Origin of the sequence: Marinobacter alexandrii, from assembly GCF_005871205.1 — a bacterium.
Taxonomy (GTDB): Bacteria; Pseudomonadota; Gammaproteobacteria; order Pseudomonadales; family Oleiphilaceae; genus Marinobacter; species Marinobacter alexandrii.
The window spans coordinates 82942-98473 of sequence record NZ_SWKM01000011.1 but is presented as its reverse complement, the minus strand read 5'-3'; the positions used below and the strand labels follow the sequence as shown (position 1 = coordinate 98473).

Annotated in this window: 14 protein-coding genes; 6 read left to right on the top strand and 8 right to left on the bottom strand. The window is 60.0% G+C overall.

Annotated elements, in window-relative coordinates; translation table 11 throughout:
- Positions 1-241: 241 nt before the first annotated feature.
- The 3 genes from FCS96_RS00670 to FCS96_RS00660 are packed head-to-tail and all read left to right on the top strand — an operon-like array spanning position 242 to position 3209.
- Entirely contained in the window at positions 242-1687 is a 1446-nt protein-coding gene (locus FCS96_RS00670; RefSeq protein ID WP_138438329.1) for a succinylglutamate desuccinylase/aspartoacylase family protein, read from the top strand.
- A 46-nt stretch (positions 1688-1733) separates the two neighbouring features.
- On the top strand, positions 1734-2675 hold the full coding sequence (locus FCS96_RS00665) for a DMT family transporter (RefSeq protein WP_138438328.1): 942 nt from the start codon (positions 1734-1736) through the stop codon (positions 2673-2675).
- A 15-nt stretch (positions 2676-2690) separates the two neighbouring features.
- A complete protein-coding gene (locus FCS96_RS00660) occupies positions 2691-3209 on the top strand; it encodes a carbohydrate-binding protein (protein WP_138438327.1) in 519 nt (172 codons plus the stop codon).
- A gap of 1 nt (position 3210) precedes the next feature.
- Here FCS96_RS00660 and FCS96_RS00655 read toward each other — a convergent pair whose 3' ends face one another.
- Positions 3211-4407 carry a MalY/PatB family protein gene (locus tag FCS96_RS00655; protein ID WP_138438326.1) on the bottom strand — a complete coding sequence of 399 codons (1197 nt, stop codon included), beginning with the start codon at positions 4405-4407 and terminating at the stop codon, positions 3211-3213.
- Between the two features lie 265 nt (positions 4408-4672).
- On the opposite strand from FCS96_RS00655, the gene FCS96_RS00650 reads away from it, so the two are divergent.
- Positions 4673-5560, top strand: coding sequence for an AEC family transporter (locus tag FCS96_RS00650; RefSeq protein ID WP_138438325.1), 888 nt, complete (start codon positions 4673-4675; stop codon positions 5558-5560).
- A gap of 14 nt (positions 5561-5574) precedes the next feature.
- Here FCS96_RS00650 and FCS96_RS00645 read toward each other — a convergent pair whose 3' ends face one another.
- A complete protein-coding gene (locus FCS96_RS00645) occupies positions 5575-7218 on the bottom strand; it encodes a methyl-accepting chemotaxis protein (RefSeq protein WP_138438324.1) in 1644 nt (547 codons plus the stop codon).
- A 220-nt stretch (positions 7219-7438) separates the two neighbouring features.
- On the opposite strand from FCS96_RS00645, the gene FCS96_RS00640 reads away from it, so the two are divergent.
- Complete coding sequence (locus FCS96_RS00640; RefSeq protein WP_138438323.1) at positions 7439-9940, top strand: acyl-CoA dehydrogenase; 2502 nt, start codon at positions 7439-7441, stop codon at positions 9938-9940.
- Positions 9941-9988: 48 nt separating this feature from the next.
- On the opposite strand, the gene FCS96_RS00635 is transcribed toward FCS96_RS00640, so the two are convergent.
- The gene (locus tag FCS96_RS00635) at positions 9989-10294 is read right to left on the bottom strand and encodes a hypothetical protein (protein ID WP_138438322.1); all 306 of its coding nucleotides are present in this window, start codon (positions 10292-10294) and stop codon (positions 9989-9991) included.
- Positions 10295-10397: 103 nt separating this feature from the next.
- Positions 10398-11345, bottom strand: a complete 948-nt coding sequence (locus FCS96_RS00630; RefSeq protein WP_138438321.1) for a LysR substrate-binding domain-containing protein — start codon at positions 11343-11345, stop codon at positions 10398-10400.
- A gap of 228 nt (positions 11346-11573) precedes the next feature.
- Here FCS96_RS00630 and FCS96_RS00625 point away from each other — a divergent pair, with 228 nt between their 5' ends.
- Positions 11574-12476, top strand: coding sequence for a DMT family transporter (locus FCS96_RS00625; protein ID WP_138438320.1), 903 nt, complete (start codon positions 11574-11576; stop codon positions 12474-12476).
- 40 nt (positions 12477-12516) lie between these two features.
- Here FCS96_RS00625 and FCS96_RS00620 read toward each other — a convergent pair whose 3' ends face one another.
- The 4 genes from FCS96_RS00620 to FCS96_RS00605 all read right to left on the bottom strand — a co-directional run bounded on the left by FCS96_RS00620 (position 12517) and on the right by FCS96_RS00605 (position 15327).
- A complete protein-coding gene (locus FCS96_RS00620) occupies positions 12517-13095 on the bottom strand; it encodes a gamma-glutamylcyclotransferase (RefSeq protein ID WP_138438319.1) in 579 nt (192 codons plus the stop codon).
- Between the two features lie 40 nt (positions 13096-13135).
- A complete protein-coding gene (locus FCS96_RS00615; RefSeq protein ID WP_138438318.1) occupies positions 13136-13759 on the bottom strand; it encodes a MarC family protein in 624 nt (207 codons plus the stop codon).
- 118 nt (positions 13760-13877) lie between these two features.
- Positions 13878-14717, bottom strand: coding sequence for a hypothetical protein (locus tag FCS96_RS00610; RefSeq protein WP_228263991.1), 840 nt, complete (start codon positions 14715-14717; stop codon positions 13878-13880).
- Positions 14707-15327, bottom strand: coding sequence for a TetR/AcrR family transcriptional regulator (locus tag FCS96_RS00605; RefSeq protein ID WP_138438317.1), 621 nt, complete (start codon positions 15325-15327; stop codon positions 14707-14709). Before FCS96_RS00605 ends, FCS96_RS00610 begins: the two co-directional genes overlap by 11 nt.
- Positions 15328-15532 lie beyond the last annotated feature (205 nt).

Below are 15532 nucleotides of genomic sequence, written 5' to 3'. Positions count from 1 at the left end.
CCGGCTGCCTTTTTCAGGCTCCCCTGTAACAAAATCACAACCAAACTTCGCGATAATCCCACATCGCTGGTCGTGCTGGCCGGGTATAAATTGCCTAACTGTTCAAACTTTCACCAGAACCGTTAATCAAACCCATTACACCGGCCCTTCATGAAGGTGACATTAAACCTTTGTCACAGCTGTTTCATGGCCGCGAAGAGCGCTCTATGCTTGAGCGCATTTTGACGACCCGTGAGGAATTATGCTGTTCCGCAAGCACTCGATACTGACATCCACTCGACTTCTGCCCTGGGCGCTAGCGCTTGCCCTGCCGGTATCTGTTGCCGCAGAAACCACCGAGAACAAGCGCGAAAAGACCCCGGAAACCATGGTCGCGGCCCTGGCCGAGGATGAAAGTGTCGAGGATGTCGAGCAGTCGGAGCCACGGGTAAAAGAGTCAGATGCCAAGTCGCGCTCTGCCAAGAAGCAGCAAGCCGAGAAGGTTGCCAGCAACCCAAAGCCGGCATCGCAGACTCCGAGCAAGGTCGCCCCCAATATTGATCTAAAGGAGGTGGCGCCGCCGCCGAAACCATCCCCGAACACCGACTCTGCGGCCGTCACCAAGCCGGCTGAACCCGCCGACGAGTCCAAGGTCAGCGAGAGCACGCCGACCGAAGACAGCGAAGTCCGTCCGGGCGAAGAAACGGTAACCGCCGGCACCGAAGACTCCACGCCTGAGCCGAAGCCGGCCGAGAGTTTTACCCTGCTGGGTAACGAAATCCTACCTGGCACCTCCACCCGTCTCGCCTGGTCACCGGGCATCCAGATTGCCGGCCTGTCCCAGCCAACCCCGGTGCTGGTGGTGAATGGTGCCAATGCCGGTCCGACCCTGTGCCTGACCGGTGCCATCCACGGTGACGAGCTTAACGGCATCGAGATCATCCGTCGCACCATGTACGACCTGGACCCGGAAAAACTGTCCGGTCGCGTGGTCGGCGTTCCCATCGTGAACCTGCCGGGTTTCCAGCAAGGTAGTCGCTACCTGCCAGACCGTCGTGACCTGAACCGGCATTTCCCTGGCAGCCCCGACGGCAGTCTGGCGGACCGTATTGCCTATTCCCTGTTCGAAAACATTATCCGTCGCTGCAACCTGCTGGTGGATATCCACACCGGCTCGCTCAAGCGCACCAACCTGCCGCAACTGCGCGCGGACATGAACAACCCCGACGTGGCCACCCTGACCCAGGGCTTTGACCGCATGGCCGTGGTGCACAGTTCCGGCTCCCCCGGCATGCTACGCAGCGCCGCCGTCGACGCCGGTATCACTACGGTAACCATGGAAGCCGGTGAGTCGCACCGGATTCAGGAGCATCAGATTGAGGCCGGCGTGAACAGTCTCACCAGCCTGATGGAGCGCCAAGGCATGATTTCCCGCATGTTCGTCTGGAGCGACCCGGAGCCGGTCTATTACGATTCCGACTGGATCAGGGCCCAACACGGCGGCATCCTGTTCAGTGACGTGGAACTGGGCGCCCGGGTCTCTGAAGGTGAAATCCTTGGCTACGTGGCCGATCCGATCACCAACGCCCAGTACCCGATCCGTTCCAGTAGCAATGGCCGGGTCATCGGTATGGCGGTGGACCAGGTGGTCATGGCGGGCTTTGCCGCCTACCACATTGGTACAGAGGCAGAGATCCCGGGAGAGTAGTATCCTAGGCACTTTTCTCGAACCCACCCGATGTATGAGTGTGTGAGTGTCTTCAGAAAGCGCCGAATCTCTGTTCAAAACGCCCGGCCTGGCCTACGCGGGGCTGGTTCTCACGCCCCTGTTCTGGGCTGGCAACGCCGTGGTTGCCCGGGGCACGGTGGAAAGCATTCCGCCGTTGTCGATGGCGTTCTGGCGCTGGATCATCGCACTGGCGATCCTGCTGCCTTTCGGGCTGCCGGGCATCTGGCACCACCGGCGGATCATCCGCGAGCGGCTAGGGTCAATGCTGGCACTGGCCACCTTCAGTGTCGGCGCATTTAACTCACTGCTTTACCTGGCTGCCACCAGCACCACCGCCACCAACATCGCCCTGATCAACGCCACCATTCCGATCTTTGTCGCACTAATGTCCTGGCTGCTGCTGGGCGACCGCACCCGGCCGCTGCAAGCCCTCGGCATCGCCCTCGCGGTATTCGGAATCCTGACCGTGGTGGCCAGGGGAAAGCTGTCGGTTCTGACCGGGCTGCAGGCCCAGCCCGGAGACCTGATCATGGTCGCCGCGGTATTTTCCTGGGGCTTGTTTTCGGTGCTGCTGCGCCGCCAGGCTGTGCCACTGCCGCCGCTGACCTTTTTGACGACCCAGATCCTGCTGGGTGCGCTGGTGATCCTGCCCTTCTACCTGACCGACCTGCTGGTGTTCTCCGGCGGCTTCCATCTGACCGGCAAGACCGCACTGCCATTGCTCTATTTTGCCGTGTTCCCGGGAATCCTGGCCTATGCCTTCTGGAATCATGGGGTACAGGCCATTGGGCCTTCCAGGGCCGCCATTTTCATGTACCTGACCCCAGTTTTCGCGTCCATACTGGCGAGTATTTTTCTGAACGAATCGCTGGGACTGTTCCATGTTGCCGGCGGACTGCTTATTCTTGCGGGATTGCTGCTGGCGACCCGGGGCGGGCGAACAGCCGCCCCCCAAAAGTCGAGCTAGAACAAGGAGATCATCATGTTAAGCCAACGAATGTTACTGCCGATTTTGTTGCTGGCCCTAGGCTTTGGATGGGCCTCCGCGGCGCAGGCCGCGCCCTGCGACCCTGACGCCTCTGGCTGGCAGCCTACCCGCTACTACACCGCCGGAGCCGCGGTTTTTCATGACGGCCAGTGGTACCAGGCCCGCCAGATCAACGAAGGCAAGGAGCCGGGAATCAGCTTTGACTGGAAGAAACTGAAAGCCGCGCCGGAATGCGACAGCGCCCAAACCCAAAAACAGCAGGCGGCCGAGAAACCCCGCACCAAGACCAAAGGCACTGCCGGCAGCGTCGGTACCGGGAACACCAACCCCAACCTGTGTCAGCGTCCAGAACAGTGGCGGTTCGCCGAGAGCTACATTGTTGGCAGCCTGGCGACCCATGGCGGCATGGTATGGGAAGCGATTCGCCCCACCAATGGCGATATGCCCGGTATGGAGCAACCTGCGCATTGGCGCCCGGTTGAGGATCATTGCTCCCTGCAGCTGGAGAACTAGCTCAGGACCTGGCCACCAGGGCGGCTTCGATCCGATCCAGAACCTCGGTCAGCACCGACCGGGGGCAGCCAATGTTCAAGCGCATGAATCCGGATCCCGGCTCGCCAAAGGAAATACCCGGGTTCATGCCCACGCCCGCCTCCTGCACAAAGAACCGCTTCAGCTCGGCGTCGCTCAACCCCAGCGCCCGGCAGTCCAGCCACATCAGGTAGGTGGCTTCCGGGGCGAAAACCCGAATGCCGCTCAGCCGGCGATTTACCGCTTCGACCACGTAATCCCGGTTGCCCTGCAAATAGACCTGCAGCTCGTCCAACCAGGGCCCGCCATCCTTATATCCCGCCTCAAAGCCAGCCACGCTGAACGGATTGCACTGGGGCATGTGCATGGTCTGAAACACGGTTTTCAGGGCATTTCGACGCTCGGTATCGGGAATGACCACGGCCGAGAGACCCAAGCCTGGCATGTTGAAGCTCTTACTCGGGGCGATGGTAGTAACCACAGCGTGGTCCGGCTCGGCCAGGGTCGCCAGCATGGAATGTCGCGGGCCGTCGTCGAAGGTCAGGTCACAGTGGATTTCATCGGACAGCACCACCAGGTTGTGCTTGCGGGCAATCGCCAGCACCTCACGCAGCTCGTCCTCCGTCCAGACCCGGCCGACCGGGTTGTGGGGCGAGCACAACATCAGTACCCGGGCATCGGCCCGCGCGGCGCACTGTTTCAGGTGTTCCAGATCCATCCGGTAACGGCCGGGGCCCTCACCAGCATCCGATCCCAGGATCAGCGGGTTCTCTATAACCGTCCGATCACATTGGCGTATCGAACTGAAAAATGGCGGGTACACCGGGGGCTGAATGATCACCCCCTGCCCGGGCTCGGAGTAGGCCAGGCAGGCGGCATGCAGCGACGGCACCACCCCGGGCGCCATCAGGATCCAGTCGCGCTCAATGGCCCAGCCATGACGGTTCTGAAACCAGTCGATCATGGACTGAAAAAGGCTGTCCGGGAACAGGGTATAGCCGTAGACCGGATGCTGGGCTCGCGCCACCAGGGCCTGGGTTACGGCCTCCGGCGCGGCGAAATCCATGTCTGCGACCCACACCGGGATCACCTCTTCGCGCCCAAACACCGCCTTACGGGCATCGAATTTCACCGAACAGGTGTGGTCGCGGGCAACAGGCTGGTCGAATGGGCTGGTCACAAATCACTCCTGACTGGCGGAAACACGGGCTTTGATTGGCGGTATTGTGGAGCCAGGACCCGGCCACCGCAACCGGGGCCGGCTGTGGGTGGAAAGTGAGTGTGCAAAGCGCGAGTGGAGAGTGCCAGTGGAGAGTGCGGTAAGGAATATGGCCGGTAGTCGGCTATTGGTCGAACACTCGCTAATAGTGCTTGCCTCAGCAGCTCAATACTTGCGAACCTAACCGTTTACCTGACAGCACATCCGTTTTTTGTCGGAGCCATTAATGATTGCTCAAATCCTTTCCACCATGTTGCCGGTGTTTGTCATCGCCGGCTGCGGTGCCCTTTACGGCCGCTACCGGACACCGGACATCCAGGGCCTGAACATCCTCAACATGGAGCTGTTTGTGCCCATGCTGGTGTTTGCCGTCCTCGCGGACCAGCAGGCGCCACTGCAGGAGTACGCCCAACTGGCCCTGGCCGCGACCGTGGTGGTGCTGGGTTCCGGCATTATCCTCTACCCGGTGGCCAAGGTACTGAAACTGAACCTGAAGACCTTCCTGCCGCCGATGATGTTCAACAACTCCGGCAACATGGGTATTCCCTTGTTGGTGCTGGCCTTCGGCGACGCCGCCCTGCCCGCGGCGGTGGTGCTGTTCATTGTCGAGATGCTGCTGCACTTCTCGGTCGGGCTGTACATGCTCGACCCGCACACCTCCATCGTCCAGCGCCTGAAGCTACCCATCGTGTTTGCCAGTATTGCCGGGCTGGCGGTCAATCTCGGTGGCGTACCCCTGCCGGAATGGCTGTTGGAGACCCTGAACATGCTCGGTGGTGTGTGTATCCCATTGATGCTGTTTGCCCTGGGGGTGCGCATGCTGGATGTTGATTTCAGTGATTGGAAACTGGGTATGCTGGGCGCCATCGCGTGTCCCGCCAGCGGCCTGATCCTGGCCTGGCCGATGATCGAGTTGCTGGACCTGCCCGGGCTGCAGGTCGCCTCACTCTGGGTGTTTGCCGCCCTGCCACCGGCGGTGCTGAACTATATGGTGGCCGAGCAGTACCGCCAGGAACCCCACAAAGTGGCGTCCCTGGTGTTGCTCAGTAACCTGGGCAGCCTGGTGGTCATACCCATCGTGCTGGGCCTGGTGTTTGCGCAGGGTTATATCTGACCGGCTGCCCCCGATTAAGCCTTGATGCGGAACACACTGACACGGGACCGCAGCTGACTGGCCAACACCGCCAGGTCACGGCTGGCGCCTGCCACCTGTTCCGAACCGGCTGAGGTCTGCACCGTGCCGTCGTGAATGCGGCTGATGTTCCGGTTGACCTCTTCCGCCACCGAACTCTGTTCCTCGGAGGCGCTGGCAATCTGGGCGTTCATGTCGTTGATGGCGCCGACTTCACGACGGATACGGCCCAGCGAATCTTCCGCCTCGCGGGTTTTTTCCACCGTCGCGCCCGCCAACTGGCGACTGCTTTCCATCACGTTTGCGGCGGCGGTTGCGCCGGACTGCAGGGTGCCAATCATCTCCTGGATTTCCCGGGTCGAATCCTGGGTTCGGGAAGCCAGTGAACGCACTTCATCCGCCACCACGGCAAAGCCGCGGCCATGGGTTCCGGCCCGGGCTGCCTCGATGGCGGCATTCAACGCCAGCAGGTTAGTCTGCTCGGCAATGGCGTTGATCACCTCAATGATCTTCTCAATGTTGGCGCTGTCCGCCGACACCCGATGCACGCTTTCTGCAGCCTGCTCCAGGGTTTCCGCCAGCTCACCGATTGAGGCTGCGGTTTCCTGAACCACCCGGTTGCCGCTTTCGACCTCATGATCGGCCTTCTGAGTCGCCGTGGCAGCGCTGGCCGCAAAACCCGACACCTCATTGACCGTAGCCGCCATCTGGTTAACCGCGGTCGCCATCTGCTCGGCCTCGCTGGCCTGCATCCGGATCTGCTGGCTGTTGCTGTCCGAAGTGGATTCCAGCTCTGTGGATGCGGTGGAGAGTTCCTCGGACGCCGAGCGCACTTCCCGAATGATCCCGGCCAATTGCTCCACGGTATCCTGTAGGGCTCCCATGACACTGTCCGGGTAGCGGGTCTGAATATTCTGGTCGAGCACCCCTTCCGACAGTTGGCGAATGGCCTCGGACACTTCTTCAGGCTCCGCGCCCAGAGTACGCCGCAGGCTTCGAATGATAATCCAGGCGATGAACGCGCCGAGCAGAACCGACGCCCCGGTAACCAGCAGATTCAAGATGTTGAATTCACTTGCCGTAGCCCGCACAGCCTCAACGTCTTCGGCAATGACGTCTTCCTGGTAATCGATAAAAGCATTCACCCGGGCCAGCCAGTCGGTGTAGGCGCCCGCCACTTGATCCAGCAGGAAACGCTGGGCACCCGGAATATTACCTGCCTGACGCTGCTCAAGAAGGTCGTCGGTCAGCGCCAGGGTGCGGCGTTCGATGTCCTTGATGGCCATCAGCAGCTGACGTTCGGTCTTGGAGGGCTCGCCGTCTGCGAACAAACGATCCATGGCCTGGGCATTATCCCGGTAGAAGGCCTTGAGTTGATCGATGTCATCCAGATGGCGCTGGAGCACCCGGTCGGAATCCACCAGAACCGCATCCCGGATGGCAATCGCCCGATCATGGACACTGCCACGGAAGTTGATGGCGTGGCGCTGTTTGACCGCTGCACCGTCCTCAACGGAGGTCAGGGTACGGTCGATAAACCCGACCCGTTGGTTACCGATCAGGCTGACGGCAATCATCAGGAACAGAAGCAATCCAAAACCAAGGGCAAGTCGTTTCGCAACGGTAAGTGGGCCAACCATAAGATCTCCGGGCAGTTATTATTTACAGAACCTATTGATTCTTGAAAAGCGGGAGTTCAGATCAATCAAATACCCAAACAATGTTGGGTTTTTACATTTCTTGGCATTGCTGACATGAAAATTTACAGGGCGGGATTGCAGCTGCTTGCAAGTCATCGAAGTTTGGTCGATTGTTAGGCACTGATCCGGTTGATTTTATTAATGATAGGGAGATCCACCCATGAGCGTTCTGCTCCTGCTTCTGAGCGCGCTGGTCCTGATTTATCTGGGTATCGGCGGAACTACTGCGGCTACAGTACTGACGATCGCCACCGTCATCGGTTTATTTCAGGATCACTGGCATCTGTTAAGTATTATTTGTGGGGGCGGATTACTGGCACTGGCCCTGATTCTGGTCCTGCCCGGTGACTTGCGCCTCGATAAACTCAGCCGCCCTCTGCTGGGCTGGGTCCGCAGCCGCCTGCCAAGCCTGTCCGACACCGAGGCCGAAGCGCTCAAATCCGGCTCCGTAGACTGGGATGGCGAGCTGTTCTCCGGCGACCCCGACTGGAAAAAACTATTGGATGCCCGGCCCGCTCATCTCACCAGCGAAGAACAGGCGTTTCTCGACGGCCCGGTAGAGAAACTCTGCGCCATGCTGGACGACTGGAAAATCACCCACGAGCAGTACGACCTGCCGGACAAGGTCTGGAAATTCATCCGGGAAAAGGGGTTTTTTGGGCTGATTATTCCCAAGGAAGACGGCGGCCTGGGCTTCTCCAACACAGCCCACTCCGAAATTGTCATGAAAATCTCCACCCGCAGCGTATCAGCGGCAGTGACGGTGATGGTGCCCAACTCGTTGGGCCCGGGCGAGCTGCTGATGCATTACGGCACCGACGACCAGAAGCATCATTATCTGCCGCGCCTGGCCACGGGTGAAGAAATCCCCTGTTTCGCCCTGACCTCCCCGGTTGCCGGCTCCGACGCCGGTGCCATCCCCGACAAGGGCATCGTCTGCAAGGGCGAGTGGAATGGCGAAGAAGTACTGGGCCTGAAGGTCACCTGGAATAAGCGCTACATCACCCTGGCACCGGTGGCGACGCTGATCGGTCTGGCGATCAAGGTCTACGACCCGGACAAACTGCTCGGTGGCAGTGACGACATCGGCGTAACCTGTGTACTGATTCCCCGGGAAACCGAAGGCGTGAGCGCCGGCGCCCGGCACCTGCCGATGAACACCGTGTTCATGAACGGGCCGACCTGGGGCACTGAGGTGTTCATCCCCATGGACCAGGTTATCGGCGGTCAGGACATGCTCGGTAAAGGCTGGACCATGCTGCTTGAGTGCCTGTCCATTGGCCGCTCCATCTCCCTGCCCGCCCTCGGCACCGGTGCCGGCAAGGTCGCCAGCCTGGCGACTGGCTCCTACGCCTACACCCGGGAGCAGTTTGGCCGCTCCATCAGCCAGTTCGAAGGCGTGCAGGAAGCGCTCGAGCCCATCGCGGGCTACACCTACATGATGGACGCTGCCCGCCTGCTCACCGCCGGCATGCTCGACCGCGGCGTGCGACCCTCGGTGCCCTCGGCCGTGTTGAAATACCGCAATACCGACCTGATGCGCGAAGTGATCAACCACGCCATGGACGTGGTGGCAGGCCGTGGCGTGATCACTGGCCCCCGTAACTTCCTGGCCCGGGCCTATCAGGCCGTGCCCATTGGCATCACGGTCGAGGGCGCCAACATCCTCACCCGCAGCCTGATGATCTTTGGTCAGGGCGCCATCCGCTGCCATCCCTATATCGTTGAGGAAATCGAAGCGGCGGGCATGGACAACGAGGACGAGGCGGTGCGGAAGTTCGACGGCATATTCTACCGCCACCTGGCCCATACCACCCGCAATGCCCTGCGCGCCCTGCTGCTCGGGTTGTCCCGTGGCTGGCTGCAATCCGTGCCCCGGCAAGGTGAAATCCAATCCGGCTACCGACAACTGGCCCGTTTCTCGGCGGCCTTCGCCCTGATGACTGACGTCACCCTGCTGAGCGTTGGCGGCGGACTCAAGGCCCGGCAACGGCTGTCCGGCCGGATGGCCGACTGCCTGACGCACCTGTACTACGCTACTGCCGTAATCAAACAGTGGCACGAGGAAGGCTACCCCGAAGATCAGCGGCCACTGGTGGAATGGTCGCTGCAAACCTGCCTGCGGGATCTTCAGGCCGCCATGCGTGACGCTATCATCAACTTCCCGGTACCGTTGCTGCGCTGGCCGCTGCGACTACTGGTGTTCCCGCTGGGCGCGACCGGCCTGAACGGCCCCGATGACCGTTTGGGGGCCCAGGTTGCCGAAAGCATCGTCAAGGATACCCCGCTGCGCCAGCGCATCAGCCGCGGCGCCTTCGTGACCATGGATCCCGAGGATTCACTGGGCCGGGTGCTGAACGCCTACAAGCTGGCCCACGATACCGAGGATATGCGCCACCGACTGCACCAGGCGGTGCGCAATCGCAACGAAGATGAAGTGGATGGCATTGCCCTGCTGATGGGCCACCAGCGCAAGGAGCTGGTGGACTGGGCCTGTGCCGAGGGCGTGGTGAAAGCAGACGAGTGCGATCAGCTGCAGGAAGCACTGACCGCGCTGTACGACGTGATCCGGGTTGATGCCTTTGAAGGCGACGGCCTCAAGGCTCTGTCCCGTTGCGCCAAAGGCAAACGCAAAGTGGTGGAACGGCCACCGCAGGACTGACCAGGGTAGGTGACCGGGTCAGCCTGCTTGGCCCGGTCACTGCCAAACTTACTGGTTAAGAATATCGATGATTTCCCGGGTGTCTTTGATGATTGTGTAGACCCGGTCCTCTATTTCCACACGCTGACGATGGCCGCCGAGGTCACGGATGTCACCGTAGCGCAGCAAATCCCGATCAAAGTAATCACCTTTCCGGTAATTCAGTTTTTTTTGCCAACCCGGAGGCAATGGCTCGCCTCGCTCAACCTTTTTCTGCAGCCCCGGCGGCAACTGGCCATCGTGAGGCGACTTGGCCATGACCGGCCCCGCTGCGAGCAATACCCCTAGCAGTGCGAATATCAGTACGGTCTTCACGGTCTAAAACTCCTTGCCTATTGCGATTCCAGTAAGCTAACACGGTATTGAATTCATCGGTGTTAACACTGGTTCATGACCATAGGTGCCGGATTGAATGCCCTTACTCGCCCCGCAAGCCACCCCGGATTGCCTCATCCACCAACCATCGGCGCAACAACTGCAAACCGCGCTCGCTGCGCCGGCTGGTCTTCCAGGCAAAGAAAAACTCGTCGCCGGTCATCACCGGATGGCAGGGCAGACGGACAAAATCCTCGGAATCCTTTCGCGTACTCAGCATGTAATCGTTGGTCAGGGCGATACCCTGATGGAACCGGGCTGCCTCCAGCGACAGCAGCATATGACTTGAATGCAGCAAACGACTGGACGCAGGCAACGTCAGTCCCGCTTCCTGATACCAGGCTTCCCAATCACCGCCCTGCTTATCATAAATACTGTGAGTAGACAGCAACGGAAACATCGCCACCTGTTGCGGCGTTAACGACACCGAATCCACATCACCCAACACGTCATCCAGAGCCAGTTCCCGGCGGATCCTCTGCCAGAAATCCTGACTGCACACCGGGAACAGCCGCTCCTTGTACAGCAGCTCATAACTGAAGGCCGGCGAATCCGGTTTAATGGTGATAAAGCAGTCTGCCACCCGGTCAGATAGGACCGGGTTTTCGCTGCTCATTTCCAGCGACAGCTCTACCTGAGGATGCATGCGCTGCAACTCCGGCAGCCGTGGCGCCAGCCAGCGCACCGCAAAGGAGCTGAATACGGACAGCCGCAACCGCGACTCCTCATGCCCCAGCAATTGCTCACTGGCCCGCTCGATCTGCAGCAATGCCGAGCTGATGCCTTCCAGATACTGCCGACCCTCATCAGTCAGCGTCAGGGTCCGGCCACTGCGCCAGAACAGCTTTTCCCCCAGATAGGTTTCCAGCTGTTTCATCTGATGACTGACCGCACTCTGACTGACTGCCAGTTCATCGGCAGCCAGCGAAAAGCTGTTGAGTCGGGCGACGGCCTCAAAGACCGGCAATGATTTTAGGGGTGGCAGCTTCATTATCTAATTTTCTAATGAGTAGTGAATAAACATCATTTTATCGGATATTTAAACCCAAATAGACTCCCATCACCAGTTCAGAAAGCGCGGAGAGGATAGGGCTGCCGAAAATGCTCGTAGCCAAGGATGGCGTAGAGCAAGCGTACATGGATGTACTCGCAGCGGTTTTCGGGAGCCCTATCCTCTCCGGGCTTTAGCACCCAACCAGAAGACAAGGGAGGAAAAAACATGTCCGGCAAAACCGTCAACAGTGCCATTCTTTTGCTGGTTCTTGGCAACGCCATGGCGTTGATCTCCGATGTCTTCATCAAGCTGCTGGAGCCCGGCGCCCCGGTCTTCCAGTTTGCCTTCCTGCGCTGCCTGATCACGCTGGTATTGCTGTTGCCTCTGGCCGGTCAGCTTGATCGCAAGCACCTATTTGCCGGCTTCAAAATCCATGCGTTTCGGGCTCACATTCACCTGGCAGGCATCATGTGCATGGTGATTGCCCTGGTAAACCTGCCGCTGGCCACCGCCAACGCCGTGTTCTACGCCGCGCCTATCCTGGTGATGGTGCTGTCGGTGATCCTGTTCCGGGAACGGCTGACCCCACTGAGCGTAACCGCAGTATTCAGCGGCTTCGCCGGCATTATCGTGATCCTGCGCCCAATGGACTTTAACTGGGCCGTCATCGCCGCCCTGGCCTCCGCATTTGCGCTGGCAATCAACGCCGTCATGGTGCGCCAGCTGCCAAAGGCCCAGTCCACTGTGCACAAGCTGTTCCTGAACTACCTGCTGATCCTGCCGGCGGCCGGTGCCTTGGCCTGGTGGGAAGGCGCCACCTGGGACCCAAGCATCCTGGTCAGCGCCATGGGCTCTGCACTGTTCATCCTCGGTTACAACATTGCGGTATTGCTGGCCTACAGCCAGGTGGACGCCAACCAGGTTACCAGTGCCGAGTACACCGGCCTGATCTGGGCCATAGGCATTGGTTGGGTCGGCTTTGGTGAGGTTCCGGACCTGTGGTTCCTGGCCGGCAGCCTAATGATCGTGGTGCCACTGCTATTGATCGGCTTGCGGCACCGTCGCCGGGAGCCCCCGCGGGGCTTCAACGGCGGCAAGGTCCAGTGGGCAACTGAAGGTAACCAGTAATCACGACAACCCCTGGCGCGGGCAATGCGGCGCCAGGGGCTTATCGGGAAGGATTCTCGGTGGCAGAGCGCAGATGGTCTTCGATGGCAAAGGTGTGTGGGCACTCCGCGCCCAGTTTGCGCAGGGAGTCGGCCAGGCGCAGCAGGTACTCGGAGTTAGCGCCGCTGGGGCCAGTGGCGCCGGCAATCTGCCGGGCGATGTCAGCATCCGGGGCGTGGCCCAGAAAGGCGTCGTTGTCTTCGGTGGCAATGTACACCAGGCCCTCACCATGGCTGCCATCATCAAAGGTCATGGTGGTGGCAAAGCGCAGGTAGCCATTCTTCTCGCGCACATCCAGATGCTCAAATACCTTGGGCGAGACCCGGTAAGCCATGCCCTTGCACCGGGCACCCGGGCTCTCGATCAGGGTAACCACCCGCCCGGGCGCTCCCGGCGTACCCCGATGATCGTGGGAGCCCTGCCAGAACCGGCGCTCCCAGTCACGGATGCTAGCGGGACGCTTCTCCAGAAACGGGAAATCCACCTTATAGATCAACGAACCGTAGCCGAAGAGCCAGATGGACGACACGCCGTCGAAGTTCTGGCGTGTCCGGTTGTGTTCAATGGTGTTAAACGACATACAACTCACTCGGGCCTGAGGCAGACAGTGCCCGGTTATCCTAAGTGGAGGCCATGAAACCGGCAATACCGGTCAGCACAATTTCTGCCGCCATGGCCGACAGGATCAGACCGCTGATCTTGGACAGGATATTCAGGCCGGTTTTCCCCAAGCCTTTTTCCAGATAACCCGACAGGCGCAACAGCACACCCAGAATGAACAGGCTCGACACCAGCCCCAGCAAACCGCCAATCACTTCCGGCGCGGTCTTGAGTTCGGCACCGTAAACCAGGATGGCACCGATGGTGGCCGGGCCGATCATGACCGGAATCGCTAACGGCACCACCGCGATGTCGTCGCGGTCTTCTTCCGGCAGGCCGGTGGCGTGGTTGCGGGTACCACTGGTGACCAGGCTGATCGCCGTCAGGAACAGCAGGCTGCCGGCACCGATCCGGAACGAGTTCAGGGTGATGCCGACGGCGCTGAACAGCAGTGGGCCGGCAAAGAACAACACCAGACCCAGCACAAAGGCCGAAATACAGGCGCGCCGGATGATCGACGCCTTCTCCGTCGCCGGCAGGCCACGGGTAAGGGCAAGAAACATGGTGACCACGAAAAACGGCGCCAGCAGAAACAAAAAGCGAATCGTGCTGCTGATATAGGTGGAGAAAAAAGTTTCAAGCATTCCGGGCATTCCGACGGTTGATGAAAGGCGCTAAGTCTAGAGACTCTCGGTATTTTTTGCCGTAAGGAAGTGAACGTATCCGGCCCTGAAAACAGCCACCCGAAAAGTTAAAAGCCCCTCATCGGCTGCGACTGACAAAGACCCAGTTAGTCGCCACGTTATCACACACGATGATCTCGAAATTGATCGCCTCACACAGGGCTAGCTTCTCCGGCAGCCGGTCATGATAACGGGCCTGCACCGCCAGGTTCAGCTTGTCCTTTTTCAAGAGCTGATAGGTGCGCTCCATGCGCTCGGCGAAATCGACGCCGCCATCCTCCAGGGTGTGGAAGGCGTTGTGAAAGGCGGTAAAACTCATGGTGTTGGCCCCGAGGCCAATGGCGAGCATCTTCGGGATATAGCGGTCGTAGGCGTTGGAGAGATAAGCCCGTACCTGTTGTTCATCGCTCCGACCCCCCTGGAACGGGCGCAAGCCCAGGCGGTTCTGGTCCTCCAGCACTCCCGGTGCCAGAGCACGGTTGGGCTGGTTCAACGCCAACTTAAACTGACGGTCCGGGCAAACAATGCGCTCACCCTTGAGGGCACAGTCCGCCAAACGACCGAACCGCGCGGGCTGTGTTTCTGTTTGCACCTGCTCAGGTTCAGGTTTTGGTGGCTTAGCCGCAGCCTGGGGCGTAGAAGGCGGTTTTGACTGGGCCGGCTCAGCGGTCACCGTTGGCACCGACAAACCCAGCCGCTTCGCCGGCCGACGCAACAACAGCGCCTGCACCTGGGGCTGGTTGCGCCGGAAATCCGCTTGGGAGGGCAACCCCTGACCGCCGCCCTCGGCCACCACTTCGCAATACAAACGCTCCAGATCGGTGGTGGCTGAGGCCGAGCACGCCTCTTGCGCCACGGCAACGCCACTCGCCAACGCGAACATCAGTGCCGCCAGCGACGCCCCTCGTTTAGGGTTCATCGCGCTGCCCCAACACCACCCGGGCCATCAGGTCCTCGATGCGCTGAATGGTCGCTTCATCCCCTTTCTTGCCGGTCAGTACCACCTGGGAGCCGATGGTAGCGACGTACAGTAGCAGCGACAGATCCTTGACGTGCTGGGGATCGCTACTCAGGCGTTGGAACAAAGTGCAGTTTTGATTGATCCGGGCGGCATCCACCTGGGTTACCAGCTCGGCGGCATACTCGTTGCGGCGGGCAAAGTCCCGTACCGCAAGCTCCACCTGCAGACGACGAATGTTTCGAGAAGCATCGGTAAGCAACAGCTCCAGAATCTGCCGGAGCTCGGTTTCAACATCACCGCCTTTAGGCTCCCAGTATTGCAGCTCATGCAACCGACGGTCGCGCCAACGGTCCAGAAAACTGACCACCAGATCTTCATGGTCACGGAAATGCCAGTAGAAGCTGCCCCGGGTAACCCCGAGCTTCTTGGCAAGGGTCAGCACCCGCAGCTGACCAAAACCGCCGGCGGCAATTTCTCCGGCCGCCGCGTCGAGCCAATTGTCGCGAGTCAGCTGTTTTTTTTCCGACGCGCTTCGGCTGCGGCGTTTGGGGGTACTGGCTTCACTCATTGCGGAATCGGATCCTGCTCTGTCGGTCGGATTGGGGCTGCGCCTGCATTCTACATCAACGGAAGCGTCAGCTCTGAAACCGTTGACCAATGTTAAAACATACATTAGTGTACGGAAAAACAATACACCAGTGTATGGAGTTTTCAAGACATCACTTCCTACACCACCGATCACCGTCAGTTACGTTCGATCGCCTTTAATCACA

What these genes read in the sequence shown, in the direction of transcription:
- FCS96_RS00650 (WP_138438325.1), top strand. Translation starts at nt 4,673, where the DNA reads ATGATTGCTCAAATCCTTTCCACCATGTTGCCGGTGTTTGTCATCGCC.
- FCS96_RS00620 (WP_138438319.1), bottom strand. Translation starts at nt 13,095, where the DNA reads ATGTCGTTTAACACCATTGAACACAACCGGACACGCCAGAACTTCGAC.
- FCS96_RS00625 (WP_138438320.1), top strand. Translation starts at nt 11,574, where the DNA reads ATGTCCGGCAAAACCGTCAACAGTGCCATTCTTTTGCTGGTTCTTGGC.
- FCS96_RS00670 (WP_138438329.1), top strand. Translation starts at nt 242, where the DNA reads ATGCTGTTCCGCAAGCACTCGATACTGACATCCACTCGACTTCTGCCC.
- FCS96_RS00660 (WP_138438327.1), top strand. Translation starts at nt 2,691, where the DNA reads ATGTTAAGCCAACGAATGTTACTGCCGATTTTGTTGCTGGCCCTAGGC.
- FCS96_RS00630 (WP_138438321.1), bottom strand. Translation starts at nt 11,345, where the DNA reads ATGAAGCTGCCACCCCTAAAATCATTGCCGGTCTTTGAGGCCGTCGCC.
- FCS96_RS00610 (WP_228263991.1), bottom strand. Translation starts at nt 14,717, where the DNA reads ATGAACCCTAAACGAGGGGCGTCGCTGGCGGCACTGATGTTCGCGTTG.
- FCS96_RS00605 (WP_138438317.1), bottom strand. Translation starts at nt 15,327, where the DNA reads ATGAGTGAAGCCAGTACCCCCAAACGCCGCAGCCGAAGCGCGTCGGAA.
- FCS96_RS00640 (WP_138438323.1), top strand. Translation starts at nt 7,439, where the DNA reads ATGAGCGTTCTGCTCCTGCTTCTGAGCGCGCTGGTCCTGATTTATCTG.
- FCS96_RS00645 (WP_138438324.1), bottom strand. Translation starts at nt 7,218, where the DNA reads ATGGTTGGCCCACTTACCGTTGCGAAACGACTTGCCCTTGGTTTTGGA.
- FCS96_RS00615 (WP_138438318.1), bottom strand. Translation starts at nt 13,759, where the DNA reads ATGCTTGAAACTTTTTTCTCCACCTATATCAGCAGCACGATTCGCTTT.